Here is a 25,557-nt window from a genome sequence, read left to right on the forward strand (position 1 = left end):
GCGACAGCGGCGACGGACGTCTCCCAGGAGGGCGGAGTCATGGACGTGACCCGGAGAATGAGCCGAAGAGGGCTGTTACGGGCGGGGCTGGGGGTGGGGGGCGCCGCCGTGGCGGGACAGCACCTGGCACTCGCCGGCCCCGCCGCTGCCGCACCCGCCCCGCTGCCCCTGGACCGGGCGGCGTGGGCCGCCCCCGCCGTACGGGCCGGGACCTTCCCCGAGTGGAGCCGCTTCGCCCGGCTGGCCGACGGGACGTTCGACGAGGACGCCGACCCGGTCCGCGACATGAAGCCGGTGATCGACGGCCTCAAGGCGCAGAACGTCAGCGTGATCGAGCTCGACACCATCCTGTCCAACTGGCTGACGGACCAGGACTTCACCCAGCACGTCGGCAAGGTGAGGGACTTCGTCGGCCTCGCCCACGCGGCGGGCATCCGGGTGGTCATGTACTACCCGTCGCTGGAACTGATCAGCGTCGGCGGCGAGAAGGGCCGTTCCTTCTACAAGGACGCCCAGGGCAAGGACTGGGTCCAGCGCTCCCTCGACGGCAAGCCCAACGTCTTCTACGGCAGCCTGGTCGTCTGGGTGGACCCGGGCGACGAGAGCTGCTGGCTCAGCCCTAACTCCCCCTGGCGCGACTACTACCTGGGCCGGGTCAAAGCCCTCGCCGGCACCGGCCTCGACGCCATCTGGCCGGACGTCCCCATCTACTTCGACGGCGCGCTCAGCTGGTGCGACGCCTCTTCCTGGGCCGCGGCCGCCTTCAAGGCCGACACCGGCCTCGCCCTGCCCACGAAGGCCGACTTCACCGCCCTGCCCTTCCGCCGCTACGTCGAATGGCGCCACCGCAACCTCCTCCAGTGGCAGCTGGACATCGCGTCCGCCGGCCGGTCCGTCAACCCCGACCTGGTCACCTTCGTGGAGACCGTCAGCATGGACTACCAGTACGCCACGCTGGTCGGCCTCGACGGCGCCTACCTGCGCACGGCGGAGGGCGTGAGCCAGATGTGGGAGGTGGACATCCTCGGCAACTACGACGGGATGCGCCACGCCACCGCCACCGACTGGACCTGCCTGATCTCGATGTACAAGTACGCGCGGGCCGCCAGCGGCACCAAGCCGGCCTGGGCGTTCTCCTACGGCTGGAAGGCCGACGACGCGTCCCTGGTGATGGCCGAGCTGCTGGCCGCCGGCTGCAACCCGTACGAGGTCAAGAGCCCGTTCAAGAACGAGACCACCGACAAGGTGATGCGCACCCGCATGTACGCCTTCGTGGCGGCCAACCAGGAGAAGCTCTACAACACCACGACCGCCGCCGAGACCGGCGTCTACCACTCCTCCGCATCGAGGGACTTCGTCAGCCCCTCGCCGGGCACGGGCATGTACGCCAACGTCAAGAAGCCGGCCGGGGTCAAGGAGTGGTGGAGCTCGGGCAGCGCGGAGGAGAGCTGCGCCAAGCAGGCGTGGCTCGGGGAGTTCCGCGGCACGGTCAAGGCGCTGGTCTACGCGCACGTCCCCTTCGTCACCGTCACCAGCCCCGGCCTGACCGCCGCCGACCTGGCCGGGCTGAAGGTCCTGCTGCTGCCGAACCTCCAGGCGGTCTCCGACGCGGAGGCCTCGGTGCTGCGGGGGTTCGTCGCGGGCGGCGGCACCGTCGTGATCACCGGCCCGGCACCCACGGCGCTGGACGAGCTCGGCACGGCCCGGAGCGAGTACGCGCTCGCCGACGTCCTCGGCTTCCGCAAGGGCGACGCCCTGCCGGACAACAAGCAGAACCGGTTCGGCGCGGGGACGTGCCGCTACGTCAAGTCCCTGCCAGGACAGGCGTATCTGACCACGACCGACAAGGCGGCGGGCGACCTGCTGCTCGCCCCGGTACGGGCCGCCGCGCCGCCCGCGGTGACGCTGGGCGGCGACGACCGGATCCATCTGGAGATGGGGCGGCTGGGCGGTGACGTGGTGATCCAGCTGGTCAACTTCACGGGGTTCGGGGACGTGCCGGCGGCGTTCAGGACCACGCCCGCCATGTGCACGGTCACGCTGGCCGTGCCGGCCGGGAAGAAGGTGTTGTCGGCGACCGTCAGCTCGGCGGACGCGGCATCGCCCGCTCCGCAGGCGGTTCCCTTCACGGTGGACGGCGGAACGGTGAGCGTTCCGCTGACGGTCGCCCAGTACTCCTTGCTCACGATCAGCCTGGGCTGAGTGTGGGGCGCGCGGCCGGCGCCGGGCCCGGACGGCTCCTACGGAACGCCTCCAGCCCCGCCGGCCGCTTCAGCCCTTCGGTCCCCTCCGGGCCCTCGGCCGGCACCCCGGCGCCGAGCAGGTACAGCGCCGTCTCCTCCACCCCGTCCAGGCCCAGCAGCCCCTCGACGGCGGAGTCGGTGAACGCGGCGGTCTGGAAGGGGCCCAGCCCCAGCGCGGTGGCCACCATCGCGAAGGTCTGCGCGAAGTGGCCGGCGTCCATCAGCATGATCCGGTACGTGCGCGCCGTGCGGTACTTGGACCGCAGCCGCTCCGTCAGCGAGGTGAGCACGACGGCGAACGCCGCGTCCTCGATCCCCCGCTGGTTCACGCTCAGGCGCGCCACGTCCTGCCACGGCGGGCACTCGGTGAGGAACTCCAGGGCGTGTGTGAGCACGTTGTAGTGGTAGACGCCGGGTGCCACGTCCGTGACCCGGCGCACCAGCACATACGCCTCGGTCTCCTGTCGCGCGCCGGCCGAGGCGCTGGTGCGCTGCATCAGCCCGCCGTAGGCGTCGGCGTCGATGAAGGCGGCGGGGCCGAACACGGCGGCGAGCAGGGCCGAGAAGTCGGCCAGCGGCACGTCCCGGTCGGCGAAGGCGCGATGGGTCCGCCGGCCGTACAGGACGTCCTCGAAAGGGGTGTCGAGGCGCCGGGGCGCACGGGGCAGCAGGATGGTGTCGGCGTCCGGGTAGGACTTGAACAGCGCGGGCCGCTCCGTCTCCGAGGCCATGCGGGCGCGGAGTTCGGGGGTGTCCTCGGTGTAGGGGGCGTCCTTGGTCATCGCGTGAAGGTAGCGGGCGCTGACGTTCCACTCGGGCCAGGCCGTCCCGGCCGCCTCGTCGCCGTCGGCCCCGGGGTCCCCCTCGCGCACGACGAGCCCGGCGGCCTCCAGTTCGGCCAGGGACTGGAGGACGGATTCGGGGTCGAAATCCGGGAATCGGGCGGCGGCTTTCTCCTCCTCGATCCATTCCCCCAGCTCGTTGAGTAATTCCGCGCCCAGGGGTTCCAGGGAAACCGTGGTACGGGTGCGGTAATTCTCCGCGACGAATGCGTTGTCGTGCCAGTAGCACACGATGCTGCGGGCTCGGCGGACGGGCAATTCCAACTCCTCACGGGATGTACCGCGGCCGGGCCCAGGAGGGCCCGGCCGCGGTCACTTTCAGGCGGAGTGCAGCACGAGGTACTTCTCCTCGGTGACAACCGGCTTGGTGTTGACAACCATCTTGCGCATGGGGCCCACCTCCTTCGCGTTCGGGATTTCACCGGCGGCCGGCCGGATGGCCGACCGGGATCGTGGCGGAGCCGCGCCGTAAGGGGCTAGCGGCTCACGACATAGAGGATCTTCCGGCCGCGGATCTCGTCGCCGGAGCCGGTCAGCTCACCGGCGGTGAGACCGTGGGCGGCGACGAGCCGCAGGCCGGCGGCGGCGAGCAGCCGTCGCACGGTGGCGTCGGAGTGGTGGCGGTAGACGTGCCGGGACGTCACGCGCCGCCAGTCCTCCCCCGTGCGCCGGAAGTAGGTGTGGGTGACGTCGACGACCGCGTCGGGCTCCACCGGCGCGGGCCCGCCCTGCCAGACGTCGAAGTGGCCGTCCTGGTCGACGATCCGCGTCACCGCGTAGGCCCGCTGGTAGCTGCCCAGCGTGTTCATGTCGAAGACGAAGATCCCGCCGTCCGCCAGCTGCCGGGCCACGCTCCGGAAGGCCCGCTCCAGCTGCCCGTCGTCGGTGAGATAGCTCAGCGGCTCGCTCATGCATGTGACGGCGTCGAAGGATCCCAGCACCGGCAGGTCGCGCACGTCGCCGACCGTGAACGGGACGCCGGGAGCCTTCGCCCGGGCGCGCTCGACCATCGACGGGGACAGGTCGCAGCCGGCCACCTCGTAACCCAGGTCGCGGAAGGCGAGGGTGCTGTTGCCCGTTCCGCAGCCCACGTCGAGGAGTGTCCGCCCGCCGGACCCGTATTTCTCGATGAGTTCGTGGTAGAAGGAAACCCACCGGGAAAAGAGCGGGTCCACGGCGAGCACATCGTAATCGGCGGCGACCGTTTCATAGGCGGTCCGTGCGTGATGGAAATCCGGGTCCGCGGTTTCCGTGGACATGCGACCACCCCTCGACTGGAACTCCTGTTGTTTCTGCTGCTGGTGTTACCGGCATGAACATATGCCGATGAAAAGTGACCGGTCAAGACAGTGGATGCGACCGGGATACGACTGGCCTGATGCATGCTCATGGAAACTTCTGTTGTTTAAGGGGAGACGACCGAGGTACGGGCGAAGAACCCGAGTTCCGGGGGCCCTCCCCCGTCCCGGCGGGCACGCCCCGCGCCCCGCGCCGGGCCCGTCCGCCGGCCCGGCGGGGGGAGCCGATCCGGTCAGATCCGGGGAGCCGGGATCCGCCACAAGGAGCTCGGGCGGTCCTCTCCCCCCTCGTGGGACTCGAAGGCGATCCAGCGGCCGTCCGGGGACCAACTGGGGGCGCCGTCATAGGACTCGGGGTTCCTGGTCACCCGGACCGGGGCCCCGGCGCCGTCGGCGGGGATGACGAAGATCTGCGGGAGTTCCAGGCCGCCCGCCGTGGAGGAGAACACCACCGACCGCCCGTCCGGCGACCAGCTGGGGTCGGTGTGCTCCCCCGCGCCCCGGGTGAGGCGGCGCAGCCCCGAGCCGTCCGCGTTCATGACGTACAGCGCCCAGTCCTCGCCGTCCTCGTCGCGCCGCTGGAAGACCAACCGGTCGCCCTTGGGGGCCCAGTTGGGCTGGCGGTTGTCGCTCCGGGTGGCGGGGCCGTCCAGGAGCTTGGTGGCGCGGCTGCCGTCGCGGCGGACCTTCCACAGGGAGCCGAGCGCGGCGCGGTCGCCGGAGCCCTCGCGTTCGACGCTCTCCTGGAAGACGATCCATGTGCCGTCCGGGGAGAAGCTGGGCTCCAGATAGCCGGAGGAGCCGCCGTGTTCGGTCACCCGGGTGGGCCGTCCGCCGGGCTTCAGCACCCAGACCTCGTCGCGGCCGCCGCCCGCCCTGTCGGAGGCGAAGGCCACCTCGCCCCTCGGGTTCCAGCTCGAACCCGGCAGGTTCACGGCCGCCTTGTCCCGCTCGTCGAGCAGGGTGCGGGGCGCGGCCCCGGGCGTGCCGCCGGCGCCGTCGTCCAGGGGCAGGACGCGCAGGGCGGCGGCGCCCTCGTTGTAGCCGTCCTGGAAGACGGTGAAGAGGAGCGACCGGCCGTCCGGGGAGAACGCCGGGTTCTGGGCGCTGGCCCGGCGGCCGCCGTGGAAGAGGGGTTCGGCCCGGTCGGCTCGCCGGGAGCCCGACGGGCCCGGGTCCGGCTCCTCCGTGTCCTCGCCGCCGCAGGCGGTCGTCAGGGAGATGGTCAGGATCGCTGCGACGAACAGACGTCTGCGCACCGGGCCGACCGTAGCGGAGCCGACCGCCGACCGACAGGGGTGTGCCGGCAGGAGCGGAGGTGGCTACAGACCCGGCAGGGGCGCCGGTGCCGGGAGGGGTGCCGCGTTCGTCAGAAGCTTGGGCACGGAGGTGAGGAGGGCCTGGAGGTCTGCGGTCACCTTGCCCACCAGGGCCGTGACCTTGGCGACGTCCTTCGCGTCGACGGCCGCCAGCAGGTCGTTCACATCCTTGACCAGGGTGTCCAGCTGCGATTTGACGTCCGAGACCGGGTCGACCGCCAGGCCGTCGGCGCCGGGACGGGCCGGGGTCTTGGCCTTGACCGCCCGGACGTCGGCGAGCAGCCGCTCGGCGGATTCCCGCAGCCGCACTCTCAGGTCGCGCAGGTGCTCCACGTCGGGGTTCCAGGAGTCGGCCTCCTTGGCGATCCGGGAGCCGAGGTTGAGCGTCTCGCCCAGGCTGCCGATGGAGTCCGAGCGGCTGTCGGCCTCGGGGGCGGACTCCACGGCGGCGGGCCGCGCCACGCGGCCGGCGGCGAGCGCGGGTCCGGTGACGCCCAGGGTGACCGAGCCGCAGACGAGGGCCGTGGCTATCGCGACGATCTTGGTGCTGCGCATGCGGAAGGCTCCCTTCGAGACATCTGCCGGGACGCGACCACCGTCCGCCGCGCCGGATGGGTGCGCAACCGGTCGCTCTTGGTGACCGGCACCGGGCACTCACCCCGCACACCCGGCTGAGCTGGGAATTCACCCGAAAGAACAGCGGGGGCGGCGCCATCCGGCCCTGCGGCCGAAAGGGTTCGCCCCCGTGGCCGGGGGCGCTCCCCGGGGCAGGCAGAATCGAGGGGTGTCCAGAAGAAGCTCACGCTCCCCGAAGCCGCCCGTCGTCACCGCCGGCTCGCCCTGCCCCTGTGGGCTCGACGCGACGTACGGCGACTGCTGCGGCGCCTTCCACGACGGCCGCGCCACGGCCCCCACGCCCGAGCGCCTGATGCGCTCGCGCTACAGCGCCTTCGTCGTCCTCGACCCCCTCTATCTGCTGCGGACCTGGCACTCCTCCACGCGCCCGGACGACCTCGACCTCGACCCGGGGATCCGGTGGACGGGGCTCGACGTCCTGGCCACGACCGGCGGCAGCGCCTTCCACAGCGACGGCACGGTCGAGTTCCGCGCCCACTACGAGGCGCACGGCGAGGCCGGCTCCCAGCACGAGCTCAGCCGCTTCGTGCGGGAGGACGGCCACTGGGTCTATCTGGACGCCGTGGAATAAGCCCGTCCGTGGAATGAGCCCGTCCGTGGAACAAGCCACGCCGTTCCGCGTCAGGCGGGCAGGTCGTAGGGGCGGACCGTGTGTCCCTCCCAGACCTTCCTGGACCGCTCCTCCGGGTACGGCGCCGTGCTCGTCGCCGTGTCGAGGAGCCGGGTGAGCCGTCCGTCGTCGGCCCGGTGGGCGGGCCAGCCCGGGTCGCCGTGGGTCGCGAAGGCCGTCCACGACCGGCGGATCCCGTCCCCGATGGCCACCAGGTCCTCGGGGACCGGCCCCTCGCCGAGCAGCAGCCGGGCCTGCGGGGCGTCGTAGGTGCCGAACAGCATCGACACGTCGAGCCCGTGGGCGGCGCCGAGCGCCCCGCCCAGGACGGGCGCGGGCCGGCGCAGCTCGTACAGGTACGCCGTACCGCCGCCGGCGGTGTGGGCCTCGGCGAGGTGGAGCGAGGGCATGCGGAACAGGACGTCGCTGTGGACGGTCTCGAAGAGTTCCACGGGGGCGGCGTCCGGGTAGGCGGCGCGGTAGGCCCGGGGGCCGTCGGGGCCGGGGGCGAAGGCGGTCAGCACCGCGGCCGTGTCCTCGTCGGTGACCTTGTCCCGGCCCCCGCTCATCACCAGGAACGGCCGGAACTCGTCGCGGGTGTGACCGGTCAGCAGGTCCACGCCGCTCGCCCGGCCGTCCGGCAGGACCGTCCAGGGCGTCTCCGGTACGAGGTCGCCGTCCACCACGACGGAGAACGGGGAGCCGGTCCGGGCCAGCGGACCCCAGCGGTCGGTCTCGGCGGGCAGCCCGTACATCATCGGGGTGATCGCCTCGGCCAGCCGCCATGGGTCGATGGTGGCGAGTCCGGCCGCGGTCGGAGTGGTGCCCAGCCGCCCGGCGAGCTCGGCGGCGAGGCCGGAGGCGAGGGCCGGGGTGGTGTAGAGGCCGGGGACGGACTGGGCGATCGCCCGGCGGAAGAGGCCGGCGGCGCGGGGCACGGCCAGCAGGGTGGCGATCGAGCCGGCGCCGGAGGACTGGCCGGCGACGGTGACCCGCGCGGGGTCGCCGCCGAAGCCGGCGATGTTCTCCTGGACCCACTCCAGGGCCGCGATCAGGTCGAGCAGCCCCCGGTTGGCGGGGGCGCCCTCCAGCTGGGCGGAGGCCTCGGCGCCCACCCGGTAGTTGAGGGTGACCACGACGAGGCCGCCCTGCCGGGCCAGGAGCCCGGCGTCGTAGAGCGGGTCGCCCGCGTAGCCGGAGACATAGCCCCCGCCCAGGATCCACACCAGTACGGGCAGTCCGGAGCCGCCGGGGTCCGGCGACCAGACGTTCAGGGTGAGCCAGTCGTCGCCGGTGGCCGTGCCGGTCGCGCCGACCGGGCCGGACTGCGGGGGCGGCGGGCCGAACTCCGCCGCGTCCCGCACCCCGTCCCAGGAGTGCGGCGCGGCCGGGGCGGCGAAGCGCAGTGCCCCGACGGGCGGCCGGGCGTAGGGAATGCCCCGGAAGACGGCGAGGCCGCCGGTGGTGCGGCCCCGTACGGTGCCCTGGGCCGTGGCGGCTTCCGGGCCGGTGACGTCGCTCATCGTCGCTCCCTCCCCGCGCCCGGAAGCGGCACCCCCGTGCGCGAACGCGGATGTCGGGCGGCCCGGGTCACGGACCGCCCGATCGGGGAGCCTAGTTGACGCGTCCGTACCAGACGCTGCCGGTCCAGATCTTCTCCTGACGGACCGTGGCGCCCGGCTTGGGGGCGTGCCAGATCTTGTTGCTACCCGCGTAGATCCCCACGTGGTAGACGTTGCTGCCCGAGTGGAAGAAGACCAGGTCGCCGACCTGGCGGGAGCCGCTGGAGATGTGCCGGGTGCGGTTGTACTGGTCGGCGGCCACGCGGGGCAGGCTCTTGCCGACCTTCTTGAACGAGTACTGGGTCAGGCCCGAGCAGTCGAACCGGTTCGGGCCGGCCGCGCCGTACTGGTAGGGGGAGCCGGCCTTGCCGGCGGCGACCCTCAGGGCCTGCTCACCGGGTGTGGCCGCGGAGGCCTCGGAGGCGAGGCCGGGGACGAGCACCGATGCCGCCAGCGTGGCGGCGGTGACGGCGGAGGCGGCGCCGGCCCGGGATATGAGAGCGGGTATGCGAGGCATAGCAGACATGCCGAAGCCCTTCGACATCCGCCTACGAAAGATGACCTGTCGGGTTCGGGCTGCGAAGTTGCCCGGCCGGATTTCCCGGCTTCACCCCAAGGACCACCGACTTCGTGATCCGTACCGCTTGGGTCTCCCGCTCCTGCCGATCCATCAATTCGATGCCGCACCCGGGACGGCGGCAGGACTCGGCGTCCGCCCGGGTGGCCCGCCATGGTGACGGGATCTTGTGTTCGGTGAGAGATCCTGCACCATGAATCATTCAAATCCGGTACCCGGGCGGCCATCTGTGAACTTCTTCACTTCGGGAGCAGACCCGGAACCGCGCTCCGCGCGCCCCCGCCGAACTGGCCCTAAACCCTTGTTTCCATGGGTACTTGCAGCATGGAACGAGTAATTCCGGGAACGCCGTTCAGCAGGGCTTGCGCCAGGCGTCCAGCTCCAGCTTCTTCTGCATCGAGCTCAGCCCGAGCCGGCGCGCAGTGGCGCAGAACTCCCCCGTGGACAGTTCGTATTCGACATGGAAGACCGCTTTGTTATGTTTCACGAAGGGGGTGAGCTTCTCGCACTCGTCGTACTGGGCGCACTGCTCGTTCACCGCGAAGTCGAAGACGTCCACCAGCTGCGGGATCTGGTCCAGGTCGTTCTTCAGCCCGATGGCCAGGCCCCGCTCATGGGCGAGATCCGCCAGCATCCGGTTGAAGGCCAGCTGGTGGTCGGCCGTCAGCGGAAAGCCGGTGGAGTTGCGGAATCCCTCGGTCAGGTCGGGTTCGACGGCGTCGAATCCCTTCTGCCGGCACATGTCCATCCGGGCCGCCATGAGCGGCCGCAGGGTGTCGAGACGGCGGATGTCGAACCATTTCTCGCCCTTCCATCCCTTGTTCTTGTTGCCGAGCAGGTTCTTCGGGAATTTCCCCTGGTCGGGCCGGAAGTCCTCCCAGGCGCCGGCATTGATGTAACAGATCGCCTTCCGGCCGCCGGCATGCAATTGGGCCACGGTTTCGGCCGAATTCTCGAAGCCGTCGATGTCATAGACGGGGGCGTCCACCGAGGTGTCGGCCTTTCCGTCCAGCTGCCACTGCCAGCGGGTGCCCGGGCGCGGCTGCCAACGGGCCGCGGCCGGTGGCGAACCCGTGGCCGTTCCGCCGGGTGAGGCCGAACCACCGGGTGAGGCGGAGGCGTCCGGCGTGCCCGAGGCACGCGGGGTGCCGGAGGCGTGGGGGGCCGCCGTGGCGCCTTCGTCGTCCCGGTCCGGCCCGTCGTCGTCGGCGGGCGACGCGGAGCAGCCCGCCAGGACCAGCAGCAGCGCGGCGCACAGCCCCGCGCGGACGCGCCACGCGCTCATGCCGTGCCCCCCGCCGCGAGACCGGCGGCCGCCACGGGCACCGAGCGCCAGGGGTTGGCCCCCGTGCCCGGCACCGCGCAGTGGACCGCTGCACCGCGCGCCCCCGCCGTACGGGCCACTTGTCCCTCCCGCCCCTCGGGCACCCCGTGCACCAGATGACAGAACCGCTCCGGTGGATGCCCGGTGGTCCACTCCGGCACCCGGGCGCGCCGGTAGTCCTCCCAGGTGCCCTCGAAGGTGACCAGGAGGTCGGCGAGCGAGGCGTAGCCGGGGTCGGGGTGGGTGCCGGGGTTGAGGACGGCCGTACGGGCGCCCAGCACCCGGGCGGCCAGCACCATGCGGCGGTAGCGGGGCAGCGGGGTGTCGTGCGCGGGGACCTGGTCGAGGAAGACGCCGTCCACGTCGTACCACCGGCGGTGGCGGCGGATGTCGGCGACCACGGCGCCCGTGCGGCGGTGGCCGTAGCCGGTGTCGACGTAGCCCAGCAGCCGGACGCCCGCGGCGCGCAGCGCTCGCGCGGCGGCGCCGAAGGCGGGGTCGGGACGGCCGCCGGGGCCGTCGGCGGCGTTGAGCACGACCCCGTACAGCCGGGGGGCGGCGTCGAGCAGCGCGGCCCACTCCTCGGGGTGGGTGGCGGGGTGGACGTAGAGCGGGACGAGCAGTCGCCCGGCGTCCCCGTGGGAGGCGGGCGTGGTGGTGGTCATGGCACGGGCTCTGTGGCGGGCGCGGTGGCGGCCCACAGGTCGGTGAGGGAGTCGGCGAAGGAGTGCCGGGGGACCCAGTCCAGGGCGCGGCCGGCGGCGGTGATGTCGGCCTGTTGCCAGGGGACGGCGGCGGAGCGTGGCGAGCCGTCGCCGTCCTCGGCGACGCGGTCGCCGACCGGGCCGGTGAACCCGGACGCGCGCAGCAGCCCTTCGGCCACGTCGCGGACGGGGCGGGCGGTGCCGCTGCCGATGTTGAGGACGGCGGGCAGGGGGCGGGGCGCGGTGACGGCGAGGGCGACGGCCTCGGCCACGTCGCGCGGGTCGACGAAGTCGCGGTGGGCGGAGAGGTCCCCGGTGCGGACGCGGCAGTCGGGGCCCGTCCGGCGCAGTTCGGCGGCGAGGCGGCCGGGGAGGGAGGCGGCCGGGGCGCCGGGGCCGACGGGATTGAACACCCGCAGGACGACGGCGTCCAGGCCGGAGCCGGTGACGGCGAGGGTGCCGGCCAGTTTGCTCGCGCCGTAGAGGCCGAGCGGGCGGGCCGGGGCGCCCTCGCCGACAGGCAGCCGGGCCTCGGCGGGCCCGTACTCGGCCGCCGAGCCCAGGTGGACGAGGCGGGCGTCGGGGGCCGCCGCGCCGAGCGCTTCGCAGAGCACGGCCGGGCCGCGGGCGTTGACGGCGGTGAGGGTCACGGCGCTGCCGCCGACCGCGCCCGCGCAGTTGACGACGGCGTCGGGGGCGGCCTCGCGCAGCAGTGCCGCGAGCCGGTCGGGGTCGGCGGCCGCCAGGTCGACGGGCGGGCCGGCGGTGGGGGCGCGGCCGGCGACCCGCACGTGCGCGCCCGGGAGGGCGCGCAGGCGCGAGGCGGTGTGCCGGCCCAGGAAGCCGGTGGCGCCCAGGACGAGAATGCGCATCGGGGCCGGTCACGCTCCCTTGATGAGTAGGTCGCGGCGGACGGCGAACTCGGCGTTGGCCCGGTCGTAGTCGTCGGGGCGGCCGATGTCGAGCCAGTAGCCGTCGAATTCGTGGGCGTTGGGCGGGGTGCCGTCCGCCAGCAGGTCGAGGACGAGCTCGTCGAAGCCGAGCGGCAGTCCGGGAGTGTAGCGGTCGAGGGCGTCGCGGGAGACTCCGTAGACGCCCATGGAGACGCGGTAGTCCATGCTGGGCTTCTCGGCGAAGCCGACGACCCGGCCCGCCTCGGTGGTCAGGACGCCGAAGTCGATGCTGACCCGGCGGGGGTAGGTGGCGATGGTCAGGGGCGCCCCGGAGGCGGTGTGGTCGCGCAGGACCTCGCCGAAGTCGAGGTCGGTGAGGATGTCGCCGTTCATCACCAGGAAGTGCTCGGGGAGCCGGTCGGTCATGGTGAGGAGCGGGCCCATGGTGCCCAGCGGGCTCTCCTCGGTGGTGTAGTCGACGTCCAGGCCCCACTGGGAGCCGTCGCCGACGTAGGCGCGGATGATGTGGCCGAGGTGGCCTATGGCGAGGGTGCAGCTGGTGAACCCGGCGCCGGCCAGCTGGCGCATGACGATCTCGAGGATGGCGTGCTGGTCGCCGATGGGCACCAGGGGCTTGGGCAGCGCGGTCGTGTACGGGCGGAGCCGGACGCCCTTGCCTCCGGCGAGGATCACTACGTGCATGGGGTGCCGTTCCTCTCTTGTGCCGCGTGGTGGTACCGCGTGGGTGGATGGAACGTCAGACGTTGTAGATGCCGGTCTTGTAGCGGCCGAGGTTGGCGGGGTCGCGGAAGAAGGCGACGGTCTCGGCGAGGCCCTGTTCCAGGGTGTGGGCGGGGGCCCAGCCGGTGGCGGCGCGCAGCCGGGAGGAGTCGCAGACCAGCCGCATCACCTCGGAGTTCGCGGGCCGGACGCGCTCGGCGTCCTCGGTGACCTCCAGGTCGGTGTCCATGAGCTTGCCGATGAGGGTCACCAGGTCGCCGACGGAGATCTCCTCGCCGGTGCCGGAGTTGAAGGTGCGGCCGAGGACGGCGGCGGCGGGCGCGGTGCCGACGGCGCGGAAGGCGGCCACGGTGTCCTTGACGTAGCTGAAGTCCCGGGTGGGCCGCAGGTCGCCGAGGGTGATGGCGCGCTGTCCGGCGGCGACCTGGCCGATGACGGTGGGGATGACGGCCCGCATGGACTGGCGGGGGCCGAAGGTGTTGAAGGGGCGCAGGGTGACGACGGGCAGGCCGAAGCTGGCGTGGTAGCTGTCGGCGAGCCGGTCCCCGCCGGCCTTGGAGGCGGCGTAGGGGGACTGGGTGTTGATGGGGTGGTCCTCGGTGATGGGCACGGTCCGCGCGGTGCCGTAGGTCTCGCTGGTGGAGGTGTGGACCAGGCGCGGGATGCCCAGGTGGCGGACGGCCTCCAGGACGTTGAGGGTGCCGGTGACGTTGGTCTCGACGTAGCTGTGGGGGGCCCGGTAGGAGTACGGGATCGCGATGAGGGCGGCGAGGTGGTAGACGGTCTCGGCGCCGGTCACCAGGCCCTGGACGGAGCCGGGGTCGCGGACGTCGCCGAGGACGACCTCGACGTGGTCCATGACCTCCCGGGGCAGGTCCTCCAGCCAGCCGAAGGACGAGAAGGAGTTGTACTGGACCATCGCGCGGACCCGGTGGCCGTCGGCGACAAGGGCCTCCACGAGGTGCGATCCGATGAATCCTTCGGCGCCGGTGACGGCGACGAGCGTTGATGCGGACACGAGGGCTCTCCTCTTCAGGACTTCTTCACGGTGGCTCAGCGGTGGGTGGTGATCCGGCCGAGCAGGGCGGTGGCCACGGCGAGCAGTGCCGCCGCCGCACCGGAACAGATGACGAGCTGGTCGGTGACCGGGGCCGCCGTGCCCAGCCGGAGCGCGCCGGCCTCGGCCGCGGCGGCGCCCAGGCAGAGCAGGGCCGGGGGCCAGGCGGTGCCGTAGGCCTGGAGCAGCAGGCCCGTCCACAGCACGGCGCCGAGTGCCAGCAGGGCGGCCAGCCGGCCGGGGGCGGGCGGTGCCCCGCCGGGCCACAGCGCCCCGACCGCCAGGATGAGCGCGGTCAGGGCCGCCAGATATCCGGCGGCGCACACGGCGAGGACGCGGGCGGCCCGCCACAGCAGCCCGGTGGTGGTCGTGGCGGCGGCGAGCGCCGCGAGGGAGCGGCCCCGGCAGCGGTAGAGCAGCCATTCGGCGGGCCCCATGCTGAGGGTGAGGGCGATGACGGCGGGTCCGGCGGTGCCCCCGTCGTGGTGGACGAGGGCGTCGCCGAGGGCGGCGAAGGTGGTCAGCAGTCCGCAGCCCAGGCCGAAGAGGCCGTAGGGCAGGGAGGTGGCGGACGGGGGCACCGGCGCGGAGGGCGGTTTCTCGCCGCGCCGGGCGCGCAGCGTCTCGTAGCCGGCGGCGAAGAGCGCGCCGCCGACGGTGGCGAGCAGCAGTCCGGTGCCGAGGGCGGCCGGCGGCCGGGCGGCGACGAGCACCGCTCCCCCGGTGGCGACGGGCAGCAGGGCGAGCAGCAGGAGCCGTTCGCGGCCGAGGACGAGCAGCGCGGTGGCGGCGGCCAGGTAGAGGGCCTGGCCCGCCGCGAAGACGAGCACACCGGCCGGGGCGCGCAGGGCGAGCGCGGCGGCGGTGGCGAGGAGGGCGCCCAGGGGGGCGCCCAGGCTCAGGGCGCGGCCCGCCGCGGCCCGGCCGCCGGCGGCCAGCCGGAGGTAGGCGCGGTGGGCCAGGCCCTGGTTCCAGGCCCAGGCGGTGAGGGCGGAGGCCACCAGCGCCCAGGTGCCGGCGGGCATCCCGAAGCGGTCCCGGGCGCCGGCGAGGAGGGGTGAGCCCAGCGCGTAGCCGAAGCCGGGCAGGGTGAAGACCACCGAGCGCAGCAGGGGCTGCCACGGCCCGGCCCGCCAGGGGTCGGGGCGCGGGGCGGGTTCGGGGTGGCCGCGCGGCACCCGGGCGAAGAGCTCGGCGGCGAGCTCGAAGGCGTCGGCGCGGCCGTAGCGTTCGGCGATCTGCTCGCCGGTGAGTCCGTCGGCCTCCAGGACGGCGGCGATCTCGTCGGGGTGGACGGCGGCCGCGCAGACCTCGGCCAGTTCCTCGGCGAGTTCGTCGAGGGGGTCGGCGGCCCACCGGGGCCGGGAGCGGGTCCCGGTGGGCGCTGCGGCGAGTTCGTGCGAGGGTTCGGGTTCGCCGGGGACGAGGCGTAACAGTCCGCTCATCCCGCACCGCCGGCGGCCATGGCCATGACGGGGGCGGGCCGGTCGGCGGTGACGTCCACGGGGACGGGGCGCCGCAGGCCGGAGAGGTCGTGGTAGATGTCGCGGAATCCGTCGATGGTCTGCCGGAGGGTGAACTGTTCGATGACGCGCAGCCGGGCCGACTCCCCCATCTTGGCGCGCAGTTCGGGCTCGCGCAGCAGCCGCAGCGCGGCCCGGGCCATGGCCTCGGGGTCGCGCGGCGGGACGACCAGTCCGCTGTCGCCGACGGCCTCGCGGACGCCGCCGACGTCGGTGGAGACGGTGGCGCGCCCGCAGGACATGGCCTCGATGAGGGTGAAGGGGAAGCCTTCGCTGATGCTGGAGAGCATCACCACGTTGCCGGCGGCGTAGGCGTCGCGGATGTCGTCGACGCGCCCTTCGAAGGTGACCGCGTCGGCCGCCCCGAGTTCGGCGGCGAGGCCTTCGCAGGCGGTGCGGTAGCCCTCGCCGCCGCGTGGGGTGCCGCCGAAGAGGCGCAGCCGGGCGTCGGGTATCTCCTTCCGGACGATCGCGAAGGCGCGGATGAGGGTCTCCAGGCCCTTGATGGGGTCGACCCGGCCGGCCCAGCTGAGGGTGGGCCGGTCCGGTTCGGGGCCGGCGGGCGGGAAGGCGGCCGGGTCGACGCCGTTGTAGACGGTGCGGATGCGCTCGGGCGGGGTGCCGCCGTGCTCCTCCCAGCGGCGGTTGTAGCGGTTGCCGGGGGTGACGAGCGCGGCGCTCGCGTAGCCCTCCTCGGCGAGCAACCGGAACAGGCCGAGCATCACGGCCTTGACGGGCCAGCGGTACGGCTCGGCGCGGAAGCTGAGGTAACGCTCGCGCAGATAGATGCCGTGCTCGGTGAGGAGGAAGGGGGTGCCGTGCCGGTGGTGGGCGATGAGCCCGGGGAGGGTGGCCAGGCCCCCGCTGACCGCGTGGGTGATCCCCTCGGCGGGGGCCGGTGCGGCGAGCGGGCGCAGGGCGTGCTCCAGCAGGTCGGTGGCGGCCAGCGCGTCGTGGAGCGTGGGGCGCGCGGCGGCCGTGGCGAGGTGCGGCCGGTTCCACAGCCGGGTCAGCAGCCGGGCCGCCGCCTCGCCGCGCAGGGCGCCGAAGAGCGTGCCGTCGGCGGCGTGGTCGGCCAGCCGGTAGAAGGCGGGCGCGAAGAGCGCTTCGCGCGCGGGGTCGAGGAGGGAGATCAGGAACTGTTCGTAGGTGGCGAGGAAGTGGCGCAGGTGCCGGCCGCGCGGGGCGCGGCCGGCCGGTGGCGGGCCCCACAGGGGGACGGTGTCCACGGCCCTGACGTGACCGGGCAGTTCCCAGGCGAGTGCCTCGCGGCCGGTGCCGGTGACGGCGATGACGCGGAAGTCGACGTCGGGCATGCCCTGGACGAGCTGGTCGCACCAGACGCTGACCCCGCCGTGGCTATGGGGGTAGGTGCCCTCGGTGAGCAGGGTCACCGAGGGAATGGCGGACGCCGGTTCGGCTGACGGTCCGTGCATGAAAGTCGGTTCTCTCCAGGAGACGGTGGGGCGGGGTGGTGCAGCACGGAGGTACGAGCCGGTTCAGCGCCGTTCGGTGTGCCCGGCCCCGAAGGGGACGCGGTGGCCGACGCCCGGGGGCACCGGGAGGGCGGCCGCGGGGGCCTGGACCCGGGCGGCCCTGCCGTCCGCGACACGGGCGACGGGGGTGCCGGCGGGCAGGGTGAGGGTGAGCTGGGTCTGGTCGGCGGCGGGCGTGCTCCAGCCGGAGCGGGCGCCCGCGTAGGCGGTCCCGAAGGCGGTGCCGCCCTGGGCGGTGGTGCCGCCCGGGACGGTCGCGGTGGTGTTCAGCCCGGCGGGCGTGGTGATGGTGACGGTGTTGCCGACGCGGTAGCCGGTGACCTTGCCGGCGGCCACGGCGGCGCTCCAGGCGGCGCGGCGGCTCAGCTCGTCGCCGATGTCGCGCATCCGGAGGTTCACGAGCGGGGTGTTGTCGGCGTAGAGGCCGGCGTAGTCGGCGAGGACCTTCTCCAGGACCGTGTAGCCGATCCGCTCCTCGGAGAGGTTCGACTGGTGCATGAAGTGCGGGCGCGGGTCGTTGCCGAGGACGTGGCCGAGGGCGATCCGGGCCTCGAGCGGGGCGATGTAGCTCTGGAAGCCGGTCTTGACGTCCAGGGGCTTCTTCAGGCAGGTGGTGGTCTCGGGGAACTTCTCGCAGGTGCCGCTGCCGCCGTCGGCCTTCTTGGTGTAGAGCCAGTTGTACTCGTCGGCCTGCTCGGTGGCCTTGCCCACGTTGTAGTACACGTTCATGGGGTAGCGGGGCACGGTCAGGGCGGTGCCGACCGGGCGCTGCTCACGCTCGCGCGAGGTGTCGCTGGCGATCCACTTGACGCCCGACTGGGCGAGGACCGGGAGGAGTTCGGGGTTGTCCTGGCCCTGCTGCGGCAGGGTCGTAAGGCCCGAGTGCTCGCCGGTGACCAGCTCGTCCTTGTCGAGGGTCAGGCCCTGGCGGGCGGCCCAGCGGAGGTTCTCGTCGACCTGGTAGCCGATGGTCTGCCGGCTGACCCAGCGCGTCTTGCCGGCGGTGTCGGTGGCGCACTTCCAGGGCACGGAGCTGGTGTCCTGCTCACAGCCGAGGAAGGCGTGGGTGTAGGTGTGGTTGATCCAGCGGAAGGACTTCTGGTCGGCGACGAACTGCTGGAGCAGCGGGTCGGGCGCGCCGCCGTGCGAGGCCCGGTACTCCTCGCTGCCCACGCCGTTGTAGGCGAAGTCGATGGGCAGGTTGTGGGTGGCGGACCACTGCTTGGCGTACTGCGCGTCGGCGGCGGTCATGCGCAGGGAGGGGGCGCTGGGGTCGGGGTTGCCGGGGCAGTCGACGTCGCCGGGGGTGCACTTGAGCTTGGTGTCCCAGCGGTCGTCGGCGGCGAAGACGTCGTCGACGTGGACGCCGAAGTAGTTGCGGGCGGCGCCCAGGTGGACGCCCCGGGTCAGCCACTCCACGATGCCGCGGGAGACCAGGCGGAACTGGGTCTGGTAGCGGTTGGCGACGAAGGTGACGACGAGTTCGCTGCGGCCTTCGTGGTCGTACTGGCCGATCAGCGAGCCGCGTCCGGAGCCGCCGGGGACGGGCGCGTCGACGAGGCTGGTGTAGGTGGCGCCGTTCTCCTGCCGTGCGAGCGGTACGGCGATATAGCCGTAACTCTCCTTGACGGCCGGGTCGTTGTCCTCGAAAGGAACGTTTTTCTTGAGGTAGCCGAAGGGTCCGGCGGCGCCTGCCGTGGTCACCTGGGCGGTCTGCCCGTCGAGCGGGCCGGCGTAGCCGCCCGTGTCGGGGGTGTTCAGCCCGACGGCCGGCCGGGCGTAGGTGTAGGCGTCGGCCTGCCGGATGCCGAATCGTTTCTCGTAACCGGCGAGGGCCGTCATCTCGGCGGAGTTGGCGCCGAAGGGGTTGTCGTTGGGCAGGACCACGCCCTGGAACTTGGCTCTCGGTCTGCCGTCCACGGTGTCGCTGAGGAACGCCTCGTCGACGCGCGGGCGGGCTGCGTCGTCGAGGTTGATCCTGGTGTACGGGGTGCCGGCCGCCTCCAGCTCGGCACGGATGGCCTCGACGGCGGGGCCGCCGTCGTCGACCACCAATAAGCGCAGGTCGATGCGTGGCGGCAGATCCGCCGCGCTCGCGCTGCCCACGGGCAGCGCCATCGTCAGCATCGCGGCGGCGGCCCAGGCCGCGACCGCGCGCGTCGTACTCCCCATGTACGTCTCCCCCCGGACGGAGCCGCGCGCGGGGCGCGCGGTCCTCCGTACCTGATACGTGCACGGCGCCTCTGACGAACGCCGTCGCACTTCGAGTGATCGCGAGCGGCCCCCTGACGGCCGGGTCCCCACCCCGGCCGCGAACGCTCCTCCCCTGCCAGGGAACGGAACGCCGATGTCCGGTTCCCAGCCGCGCGCCCGGAGCCCGGGGCGCGCGACGACGACGCGGTCTCCGGGCACGGGAGTGCCACGGCTCCGAGAGGCATCGCTGCCCTTCGTCCGCTCAGCCATATAGTGCGTCATGCCCGAAGCCCGCGCGGGGCGCACCGGGGAGTAGCCCGGCCGGTCCCCGAGGGGCTCTGGCCGAAACCCGCCGCAGTGCCCGGCACCCCTTCCCGCCGGCCGCCGGAGGCCCGTTCCGGGGCATTCCCGATGTGACCTGTGTCAACTTCCGTATACAACGTCACCGGACGTGCGTTCAGGGGTCGGAGGCACATCCGCCTCCACTGGTTCCGGACGTCAAGAGATCGGCCTGATGACGGCTGTCCGGAATGCCGGTTCCATTAGGTATTCAAGCGCCGTGACCGTCAACTTCCCTACGGAGAACGGACAGTAATCGTCCGGACCCGACCGTTCGGGTGCGCGGGACGATACGGAATCACCCTTCCGGGTCCGGGGTGTCACGTGTCAACCAGGTTGCGGGAGGGGGACGTTGATCTTTGAGAGCCGCGGGGAGCGGCAGCGGAACGGGGGGGCGGCCTGATGGCTCGTGGACGGATGGGAGAGCTGTGCGTGGGAGCGGTCGTGCCGCGGACGGGGCGGCTCGCCCGGCTGGGCGACCCCCTGCTCTACGCGCTCGGCAGACTGGCACCCCGGCTGGCGGGCGGGGTGCGCGGCCGCCCGGTCCGGCTCGCCTGGCGCGACAGCCGCTCCGGCCCCGACGGGGCGCGCCGCGCGGTCGCGGAACTCGTACGCGACGAGGGGGCCTCGGCGGTGGTGGTGATGGGCGGCACCCGGGTGCTGCCGGCCGTGGCCGACGCCTGCGAGGTGCTGGGCATCCCCTGTCTGTCGACGGGCTTCCCCTGGCAGGCGTACGCCCTGGGCCGGGGCGCGGAGCCGGGGCGCGCGTTCCGCTGGACGTTCCACTTCGGGTGGGGGCTGGACGACATCGCCGCGGTGTTCGCGGAGATGTGGGAACGCGTGGGGCCGCGCCGCACGGTGGGCTGCCTGTGGAACGACGGGCCCCAGGGACGGGCGCTGCGCCACCCCCGGCACGGCTTCGCGCCCGTGGTGGCGGCGCGCGGCCACACCCTGGTCGACCCGGGCGGCTACCGGGAGCCGGCCACCGGGTTCGCGGGCATCGTCCGGCGGTTCAAGGAGGCCGGGACCGACGTCGTCACCGGCGCGGCCACCGTGGCGGACCTGGCCCTCTTCCACCGGCAGGCCCGCGAGGCGGGGCTGCGCACCCGGCTGATCACCTGTTCGCGCCAGCTGGACTGCCCCCGGACGTCGGCGGTCCCGGACGGGCTGGCGAACGCCCGGATCGCCACGCTCGTCTACTGGACGCCCCGGCATCCCTACCGTTCCTCGCTGGACGACACCACGGCGGCCCGGCTGGCCCAGGAGTACCGGATCACCACCGGGCGGCCCTGGCTCCAGCCGCTGGGCCTGGCCCACGCCCTGCTGGAAGTCGCCGTCCACGCCCTGACGACCGCCGCCGACCCCACCGACCGGCACGCGGTCGCGGCGGCCCTGGGCACGACCCGGCTGGCCACGGTCGCGGGCCCCCTCGACTTCACCGCCGGGCCCGTGCGCAATGTCGCCCTGCTGCCGTTGATCGGCGGGCAGTGGCGGCCGGGCCGGGGCGGGGCGCGTGAGCTCGCCCTGGTCACCAACGCCCGGCTGCCGCACATCAGGCGGGACGCGGAGCTCACGGTCGGGCTCTGAGACGGGCCGCCCACTCGGGCGGCCACCGCTCAGGCCACCGCTCACGCCACCGCGATGACGATCTTCCCGGTGAGGTGCCCGTGCTCGCTGGCGCGGTGCGCCTCGGCGGCCTCCGCCAGCGGATAGACCCGGTGGATCGGCAACTGGAGGATCCCCGCCTCGTGGAGGGCGAGGGCGGCCTCGATCGCGGGAACCGTGCCCGCGCCCGTACCGCCCGAGCTGAAGCGCGCGCCATGGCGCCGGGCGCCCTCCGCGTCGGCGATGGACAGCACCCGGCCGGGGTCGCCGGTCAGCTCCACCGACACCGCGACCGCGTCGCCCTTGCCGACCGCGTCCAGCGCCGCGTCCACCCCCTCGGGGGCGATCCCCCGCACCCGCCCGGCGAGGCCCTCCCCGTAGGTGACGGGGAGGGCGCCGAGGCCCCGCAGGTACTCGTGGTTGAACTCGCTCGCCGTGCCGATCACCCGGACGTCCCGCGCGCGGGCGAACTGCACGACCATCGTGCCCACCCCACCGGCCGCGCCGTGGACCAGCAGCGTCTCCCCCGCGCCCACGCCCAGCTCGTCCAGGCACCGCAGCGCCGTCTCGGCCGCCACCGGCAGGGCCGCGGCCTCCTCCCAGGGCAGCGAGAGGGGCTTGACCACCAGCTGGTCGGCGCGGGCCAGGGCCTGTTCGGCGTAGGCGCCGGTGAGCGTGCGGCCCAGGACGGCGTCCCCCGCCCTTACCTCCGTGACCCCCTCGCCGACCGCCTCCACCAGACCCGACGCCTCCACACCGGGGACGTGCGGCAGCCCGGTGGGGAAGACCGCTTCCATGGCACCGCTGCGGATCTTGTGGTCGAGCGGGTTGACGCCCGCGCAGCGGACGGCGATCCGGACCTGTCCGGGCCCGGGGACGGGCAGATCGATGCCGCCGAGCCGGAGCACTTCGGCGGGGCCGAAGGCGCTGAAGGAGATGGCCTTGGTCTTGGTCATGGAATCACCATCATCGAAAATCAGGATTTTCCGTGCCAGGCCGGGCCGTCCCGCCCCTGAATTCGCCCTACGCCCCCGCCCCCGCTCCGGCGCCCGCCTCGGCCTCCGTGCCGGCCCCCGCCTCCCGGGCCGGCTCCTCGGCGAGCCGCTTGACGCCCTCCAGGGTGGCCCGTATGCCCTCGCCCAGCTCGCCCAGGCGCATGGCGAGGATCTGCTCCTCGCGGTCCGGCATCCGGCCGATCGCGGCGCTGAGCCCGGAGGGCGCCGGCCCGACCCGTACCGACTGCCGCAGCAGCGTCCCCCCGTCCTCGGGCCGGAGCTCGAACTTCCAGGTGGCGAGGGGGTACGAGGGATCGGCGACCCCGCCCCCGAACCGGTTGTCCGGGTCCGTGACCGCCCAGCCGAACAGCCGCTCGGGCTCCAGGGCGACGATGTACGAGACGGTCCGCCACTCGCCGCCCACCGGGTGGCGGTTGTGGCCCTCGAAGGCCGCGCCGAGCACCGGCCCGGTGGCGCCGTCCAGCCACTCGACCCGCTGGAGTTCGGTGCTGATCCGGGCGGGCAGGCCGATATCGGCCACCAGTCTCCAGACCTCGGCCGGGGCCGCGTCGATGTGGACCTCGTCGTGGACGCCGGGCCCGTCCGCGTAGCGCATACGTTCTCCTGAACTCCGGTTGCCTGTCACTCTGTCGAACAACAGTCTGCACCCGGAAGAGGGTGTTCACCCGGACGTACGGCGCACGTCACACCGGCCGGAGGATCCTGGGACGGTGACAGCGGTCTTCGTGGTCTCGGTGCACGACGTCGCCCCCTGGAGCTTCTCTCGCAGCCGCCGTTGGCTGGCCGAGCTGGACGCGCGGGGGGTGCCCGCGACGCTGCTGCTCGTACCGGGCGCCTGGCGCGGGCCCCGGCTGCCGGACGACCCGGCCCTGGTGCGCTGGCTCCACGAGGCGGCCCGGCGCGGGCACGAGCTCTCCCTCCACGGCTGCACCCACCGGGCCGTGCCCGGCGGCCCGCCCGCGCGGCGGTGGCTGAACCGTGTGCTGGCGCGCGGCTGCGCGGAGTTCTGCGCGCTGGACGAGGCGGAGGCCCACCGCCGGCTCACGGCCGGGCTGGCCGCGCTCGCCTCCGTGGGGATCATCCCGGAGGGCTTCACCCCGCCGGGGTGGCTCGCCTCGCCGGGGTCGCTCGCGGCCCTCCGCGCGGTGGGCCTGGAGTACACCACCAGCCACTTGGCGGTGCACGACCTGCGCACCGGCGCCCGGCACCGGATGCCGGCGCTGTCCCACCGGCCGGGCGGCCTCGGCGAACGGGCCGGCGCCCGCCTGATGCGCACGGCGGCCGGCCGGTGGTCCGGGCGCGGCAGGCCCTTCCGCATCGCCCTCCACCCGGCCGACCTGGATCGGCCGGGCCTGCGCGAACACGCCCTGGAGGCCGTCGACCTCGCCCTCGCGGCGGGGGCCCGCCCCTGGACGTACGCCGCTCTGGTGCGCGCCCGGCGGCGCCCGGGGGACGACGGCGCGTGAGGATCGTCCAGCTCGCCAACTTCCACGGCCCGGCCTCCGGCGGCCTGCGGACCGCACTGCACGCGCTCGGCCGCGGCTACGCGGCGGCGGGCCACGAACGGGTCCTGATCACCCCCGGCCCCCGGTACGGGGCGTGGCGCGACGCCGCCGGGCTCCGGGTCGCCCTGCCCGGGGTCCGGGTGGGCGGCGGCTACCGGCTGATCTGCTCGCCCCTGGCACTGCGCACTCTGCGGGCACTGCTGGGGCGCCTGGCACCGGACTCCGTCGAGGTGTCCGACAAGTTCACCCTCGTCCACGCCGCGCGCTGGGCCCGCGCTCGGGGAATCCGGACGGTGCTGCTCTCCCACGAGCGCCTGGACGCCATCCTGGCGCCCCGGCTGCCGCTGCGGCCCGCCGCGCTGACGCGACCGTCGGACGCGTGGAACCGGCGCCTGACCGGGGCGTTCGACGCCGTGGTGGCGACATCCGCCTTCTCCTGCGCGGAGTTCGCGCGCGTGGCGGCCCCGGCGCTGTACCGGGTGCCGCTCGGCGTCGACCTGGACGTCTTCTCACCGGAGCGGACCGCTCAGGAGTCGGTGGTGCGGCTGGTGTACGTGGGCCGGCTGTCGGCGGAGAAGCACCCCCGCCTCCCCCTGGAAACCCTGCGCGTACTGCTGCGGCGCGGCGTCCCGGCCCGCCTGGACGTCCTGGGCACCGGCCCGGAGCGCGGCCGCCTGGAACGGCGGGCGTGCGAGGCCGGATTGCCGGTGCGCTTCCACGGCCATGTGGCCGACCGCCACGCCGTGGCCCGGGCGCTCGCGCGGTCGGACGTGGCGCTGGCCCCCTGCCCGGTGGAGTCCTTCGGCCTGTCCGTGCTGGAGGCCCTGGCCTGCGGCACCCCGGTCGTCACGGCGGACACCGGCGCGTCCCCTGAACTCCTCGCCCCGAACGCGGGCCTGGCGGCCCCCTCCACGCCGGAGTCGACGGCGGACGCGGTGATCCGCCTGCTGGCCGTCCCCGAACCGTGCCGCCGTGCGGCAGCGCGGAAGCGGGCGGAGGAGTTCCCGTGGGCGCGGACGGTACGGGGGATGCTGGCGGTGCACACTCGTTCCGGTGAACAGAGGTTCCGTCAGCCGTAATCTCCGTAGATATGGCCGTACTTGAGGAACGGAGGGGATATGCTCACCTCTGGGGGCGCCTATGGGGCGTCACCGCAAGGAGCGACCGACATGGTTCTTCCGGGCTCGGGCCCGGCGCGTGGCGAAGCGAGCTGCCGGGGCGGTATTCACCGCCCTGGTCAGCTACGCCGTCCGTGAAGGGCTGAATCAGGCCCTCAACCATAAGGACGATCCGCTGTCCCACCAGCACCATGGGGCAGATGACCGTTAGCTCCTCGAAACCCTCGGCAACGGTAGCCGCCGTCGCTGAGGGTTTCACCATGCCACACCGCCTGACACGGTGCAACGGCATCGCGTCGGCGGCCGGTTCGCGCCGAACCCACACCGCCCCTACCACGGCGGCAGGACCGGCCTCGGGCACAATCCGCCCCATGACCGTGCGCGCCCTGCTCCTCTCCCCCGCCGTCGGATCCGCCCTCCGCGCGGCCCGGTTCGACGACGACTCACCGCCCGACGAGCGCGGTGTCGCCCAAGCCCGCGCGGCCGCCGGGGCCGTGCCACGGGCCTCCCGGCAGCTCAGCGCGCCCTCCCTCCGCTGCCGGGAGACGGCCGCCGCCTTGGGGCTCTCCCCGGAGCCCGCCCCGGCGCTCGCCGATCTGGCCGTCGGCCGGTGGCGGGGCCGGAGCCTCGACGAACTGGCCGTCGCCGAGCCGGAGGCCGTGGCCGCGTGGCTGGCGGACCCCGGCGCGGCGCCGCACGGCGGCGAGTCGCTGCTCGCGCTCGTCGAACGGGTCGGTGCCTGGCTCGACGGGCTCGGCGGCCAGGATGACGGCGACGGCCGGGTGTTGGCCGTCGCCGAACCCGCCGTGATCCGGGCGGCGGTCGTGCACGCGCTCGCGCTGCCGCCGCAGGCGTTCTGGCGGCTGGACGTGCGGCCTCTGACGCTGACCACGCTCAGCGGGCGGGCGGGCCGGTGGAATCTGCGGTGCGGGGAGGCACTGGGTTCCACCGTGTAG

The 25,557-nt window shown here is 73.7% G+C and carries 22 protein-coding genes and 1 riboswitch; of the genes, 6 read left to right on the plus strand and 16 right to left on the minus strand.

The genetic code is table 11. From position 1 onward, the window contains the following. The first annotated feature begins 39 nt into the window (after positions 1 to 39). Positions 40 to 2,202: a type 1 glutamine amidotransferase family protein gene (locus RM609_RS02385; protein ID WP_311607451.1), complete on the plus strand. Its 2,163-nt coding sequence runs from the start codon at positions 40 to 42 to the stop codon at positions 2,200 to 2,202. Here RM609_RS02385 and RM609_RS02390 read toward each other — a convergent pair. The 4 genes from RM609_RS02390 to RM609_RS02405 all read right to left on the minus strand — a co-directional run bounded on the left by RM609_RS02390 (position 2,189) and on the right by RM609_RS02405 (position 6,257). Beyond that, positions 2,189 to 3,343, minus strand: a complete 1,155-nt coding sequence (locus RM609_RS02390; protein ID WP_311607452.1) for a SagB/ThcOx family dehydrogenase — start codon at positions 3,341 to 3,343, stop codon at positions 2,189 to 2,191. The two genes, RM609_RS02385 and RM609_RS02390, sit on opposite strands and share 14 nt — an antisense overlap. Positions 3,344 to 3,561: 218 nt before the next feature. Beyond that, the gene (locus RM609_RS02395) at positions 3,562 to 4,344 is read right to left on the minus strand and encodes a class I SAM-dependent DNA methyltransferase (RefSeq protein ID WP_311607454.1); all 783 of its coding nucleotides are present in this window, start codon (positions 4,342 to 4,344) and stop codon (positions 3,562 to 3,564) included. A gap of 272 nt (positions 4,345 to 4,616) precedes the next feature. Then, entirely contained in the window at positions 4,617 to 5,642 is a 1,026-nt protein-coding gene (locus RM609_RS02400) for a hypothetical protein (RefSeq protein WP_311607455.1), read from the minus strand. Positions 5,643 to 5,705: 63 nt separating this feature from the next. Beyond that, positions 5,706 to 6,257: a hypothetical protein gene (locus tag RM609_RS02405; protein ID WP_311607456.1), complete on the minus strand. Its 552-nt coding sequence runs from the start codon at positions 6,255 to 6,257 to the stop codon at positions 5,706 to 5,708. Between the two features lie 229 nt (positions 6,258 to 6,486). Here RM609_RS02405 and RM609_RS02410 point away from each other — a divergent pair, with 229 nt between their 5' ends. Beyond that, the gene (locus RM609_RS02410; RefSeq protein ID WP_311607458.1) at positions 6,487 to 6,909 is read left to right on the plus strand and encodes a YchJ family protein; all 423 of its coding nucleotides are present in this window, start codon (positions 6,487 to 6,489) and stop codon (positions 6,907 to 6,909) included. Positions 6,910 to 6,959: 50 nt separating this feature from the next. On the opposite strand, the gene RM609_RS02415 is transcribed toward RM609_RS02410, so the two are convergent. The 10 genes from RM609_RS02415 to RM609_RS02460 form a co-directional block, all read right to left on the minus strand. Then, on the minus strand, positions 6,960 to 8,471 hold the full coding sequence (locus RM609_RS02415; protein ID WP_311607460.1) for a carboxylesterase/lipase family protein: 1,512 nt from the start codon (positions 8,469 to 8,471) through the stop codon (positions 6,960 to 6,962). A 91-nt stretch (positions 8,472 to 8,562) separates the two neighbouring features. Beyond that, entirely contained in the window at positions 8,563 to 9,036 is a 474-nt protein-coding gene (locus tag RM609_RS02420) for a C40 family peptidase (RefSeq protein WP_311607461.1), read from the minus strand. A gap of 4 nt (positions 9,037 to 9,040) precedes the next feature. After that, positions 9,041 to 9,193, minus strand: a riboswitch (cyclic di-AMP (ydaO/yuaA leader). A 246-nt stretch (positions 9,194 to 9,439) separates the two neighbouring features. Then, positions 9,440 to 10,372, minus strand: coding sequence for an endo alpha-1,4 polygalactosaminidase (locus tag RM609_RS02425; RefSeq protein WP_311607463.1), 933 nt, complete (start codon positions 10,370 to 10,372; stop codon positions 9,440 to 9,442). After that, positions 10,369 to 11,076: a spherulation-specific family 4 protein gene (locus tag RM609_RS02430; RefSeq protein ID WP_311607464.1), complete on the minus strand. Its 708-nt coding sequence runs from the start codon at positions 11,074 to 11,076 to the stop codon at positions 10,369 to 10,371. Before RM609_RS02430 ends, RM609_RS02425 begins: the two co-directional genes overlap by 4 nt. After that, positions 11,073 to 11,987: an NAD-dependent epimerase/dehydratase family protein gene (locus tag RM609_RS02435; protein ID WP_311607465.1), complete on the minus strand. Its 915-nt coding sequence runs from the start codon at positions 11,985 to 11,987 to the stop codon at positions 11,073 to 11,075. The genes RM609_RS02430 and RM609_RS02435 overlap by 4 nt, the downstream gene beginning before the upstream one ends. Before the next feature lie 9 nt (positions 11,988 to 11,996). Further along, positions 11,997 to 12,710, minus strand: a complete 714-nt coding sequence (locus RM609_RS02440; protein WP_311607467.1) for a sugar phosphate nucleotidyltransferase — start codon at positions 12,708 to 12,710, stop codon at positions 11,997 to 11,999. 55 nt (positions 12,711 to 12,765) lie between these two features. Beyond that, positions 12,766 to 13,767 carry an SDR family NAD(P)-dependent oxidoreductase gene (locus RM609_RS02445; protein WP_311607469.1) on the minus strand — a complete coding sequence of 334 codons (1,002 nt, stop codon included), beginning with the start codon at positions 13,765 to 13,767 and terminating at the stop codon, positions 12,766 to 12,768. 35 nt (positions 13,768 to 13,802) lie between these two features. Then, positions 13,803 to 15,251 carry a hypothetical protein gene (locus RM609_RS02450; protein WP_311607471.1) on the minus strand — a complete coding sequence of 483 codons (1,449 nt, stop codon included), beginning with the start codon at positions 15,249 to 15,251 and terminating at the stop codon, positions 13,803 to 13,805. Beyond that, on the minus strand, positions 15,248 to 16,765 hold the full coding sequence (gene pelF / locus RM609_RS02455; RefSeq protein ID WP_311607472.1) for a GT4 family glycosyltransferase PelF: 1,518 nt from the start codon (positions 16,763 to 16,765) through the stop codon (positions 15,248 to 15,250). Before pelF ends, RM609_RS02450 begins: the two co-directional genes overlap by 4 nt. Before the next feature lie 63 nt (positions 16,766 to 16,828). Further along, a complete protein-coding gene (locus RM609_RS02460; RefSeq protein ID WP_311607473.1) occupies positions 16,829 to 18,997 on the minus strand; it encodes a hypothetical protein in 2,169 nt (722 codons plus the stop codon). Between the two features lie 762 nt (positions 18,998 to 19,759). Here RM609_RS02460 and RM609_RS02465 point away from each other — a divergent pair. Further along, a complete protein-coding gene (locus RM609_RS02465; RefSeq protein ID WP_311607474.1) occupies positions 19,760 to 20,944 on the plus strand; it encodes an ABC transporter substrate-binding protein in 1,185 nt (394 codons plus the stop codon). A gap of 41 nt (positions 20,945 to 20,985) precedes the next feature. On the opposite strand, the gene RM609_RS02470 is transcribed toward RM609_RS02465, so the two are convergent. After that, positions 20,986 to 21,918, minus strand: coding sequence for an NADP-dependent oxidoreductase (locus RM609_RS02470; RefSeq protein ID WP_311607475.1), 933 nt, complete (start codon positions 21,916 to 21,918; stop codon positions 20,986 to 20,988). Positions 21,919 to 21,985: 67 nt separating this feature from the next. Next, the gene (locus tag RM609_RS02475) at positions 21,986 to 22,573 is read right to left on the minus strand and encodes an SRPBCC family protein (RefSeq protein WP_311607476.1); all 588 of its coding nucleotides are present in this window, start codon (positions 22,571 to 22,573) and stop codon (positions 21,986 to 21,988) included. Positions 22,574 to 22,688: 115 nt separating this feature from the next. Between RM609_RS02475 and RM609_RS02480 the strand changes: the two genes are divergently transcribed. The 3 genes from RM609_RS02480 (at position 22,689) to RM609_RS02490 (ending at position 25,557) form a co-directional block, all read left to right on the plus strand. Further along, positions 22,689 to 23,444, plus strand: a complete 756-nt coding sequence (locus tag RM609_RS02480) for a DUF2334 domain-containing protein (RefSeq protein WP_311607477.1) — start codon at positions 22,689 to 22,691, stop codon at positions 23,442 to 23,444. Then, positions 23,441 to 24,562 carry a glycosyltransferase gene (locus RM609_RS02485; protein ID WP_311607478.1) on the plus strand — a complete coding sequence of 374 codons (1,122 nt, stop codon included), beginning with the start codon at positions 23,441 to 23,443 and terminating at the stop codon, positions 24,560 to 24,562. The genes RM609_RS02480 and RM609_RS02485 overlap by 4 nt, the downstream gene beginning before the upstream one ends. A 410-nt stretch (positions 24,563 to 24,972) precedes the next feature. Beyond that, complete coding sequence (locus RM609_RS02490; protein ID WP_311607480.1) at positions 24,973 to 25,557, plus strand: histidine phosphatase family protein; 585 nt, start codon at positions 24,973 to 24,975, stop codon at positions 25,555 to 25,557.

Origin of the sequence: Streptomyces hesseae, from assembly GCF_031845785.1 — a bacterium.
Classification (GTDB): Bacteria; Actinomycetota; Actinomycetes; order Streptomycetales; family Streptomycetaceae; genus Streptomyces; species Streptomyces hesseae.

Excerpts from the sequence above, each read along its gene's own strand:
- RM609_RS02450 (WP_311607471.1), bottom strand. The coding sequence starts at position 15,251 with ATGAGCGGACTGTTACGCCTCGTCCCCGGCGAACCCGAACCCTCGCAC.
- RM609_RS02425 (WP_311607463.1), bottom strand. The coding sequence starts at position 10,372 with ATGAGCGCGTGGCGCGTCCGCGCGGGGCTGTGCGCCGCGCTGCTGCTG.
- RM609_RS02405 (WP_311607456.1), bottom strand. The coding sequence starts at position 6,257 with ATGCGCAGCACCAAGATCGTCGCGATAGCCACGGCCCTCGTCTGCGGC.
- RM609_RS02420 (WP_311607461.1), bottom strand. The coding sequence starts at position 9,036 with ATGTCTGCTATGCCTCGCATACCCGCTCTCATATCCCGGGCCGGCGCC.
- RM609_RS02440 (WP_311607467.1), bottom strand. The coding sequence starts at position 12,710 with ATGCACGTAGTGATCCTCGCCGGAGGCAAGGGCGTCCGGCTCCGCCCG.
- RM609_RS02430 (WP_311607464.1), bottom strand. The coding sequence starts at position 11,076 with ATGACCACCACCACGCCCGCCTCCCACGGGGACGCCGGGCGACTGCTC.
- RM609_RS02385 (WP_311607451.1), top strand. The coding sequence starts at position 40 with ATGGACGTGACCCGGAGAATGAGCCGAAGAGGGCTGTTACGGGCGGGG.
- RM609_RS02395 (WP_311607454.1), bottom strand. The coding sequence starts at position 4,344 with ATGTCCACGGAAACCGCGGACCCGGATTTCCATCACGCACGGACCGCC.
- RM609_RS02415 (WP_311607460.1), bottom strand. The coding sequence starts at position 8,471 with ATGAGCGACGTCACCGGCCCGGAAGCCGCCACGGCCCAGGGCACCGTA.
- RM609_RS02490 (WP_311607480.1), top strand. The coding sequence starts at position 24,973 with ATGACCGTGCGCGCCCTGCTCCTCTCCCCCGCCGTCGGATCCGCCCTC.
- RM609_RS02465 (WP_311607474.1), top strand. The coding sequence starts at position 19,760 with ATGGCTCGTGGACGGATGGGAGAGCTGTGCGTGGGAGCGGTCGTGCCG.
- RM609_RS02435 (WP_311607465.1), bottom strand. The coding sequence starts at position 11,987 with ATGCGCATTCTCGTCCTGGGCGCCACCGGCTTCCTGGGCCGGCACACC.
- pelF (WP_311607472.1), bottom strand. The coding sequence starts at position 16,765 with ATGCACGGACCGTCAGCCGAACCGGCGTCCGCCATTCCCTCGGTGACC.
- RM609_RS02475 (WP_311607476.1), bottom strand. The coding sequence starts at position 22,573 with ATGCGCTACGCGGACGGGCCCGGCGTCCACGACGAGGTCCACATCGAC.
- RM609_RS02460 (WP_311607473.1), bottom strand. The coding sequence starts at position 18,997 with ATGGGGAGTACGACGCGCGCGGTCGCGGCCTGGGCCGCCGCCGCGATG.
- RM609_RS02470 (WP_311607475.1), bottom strand. The coding sequence starts at position 21,918 with ATGACCAAGACCAAGGCCATCTCCTTCAGCGCCTTCGGCCCCGCCGAA.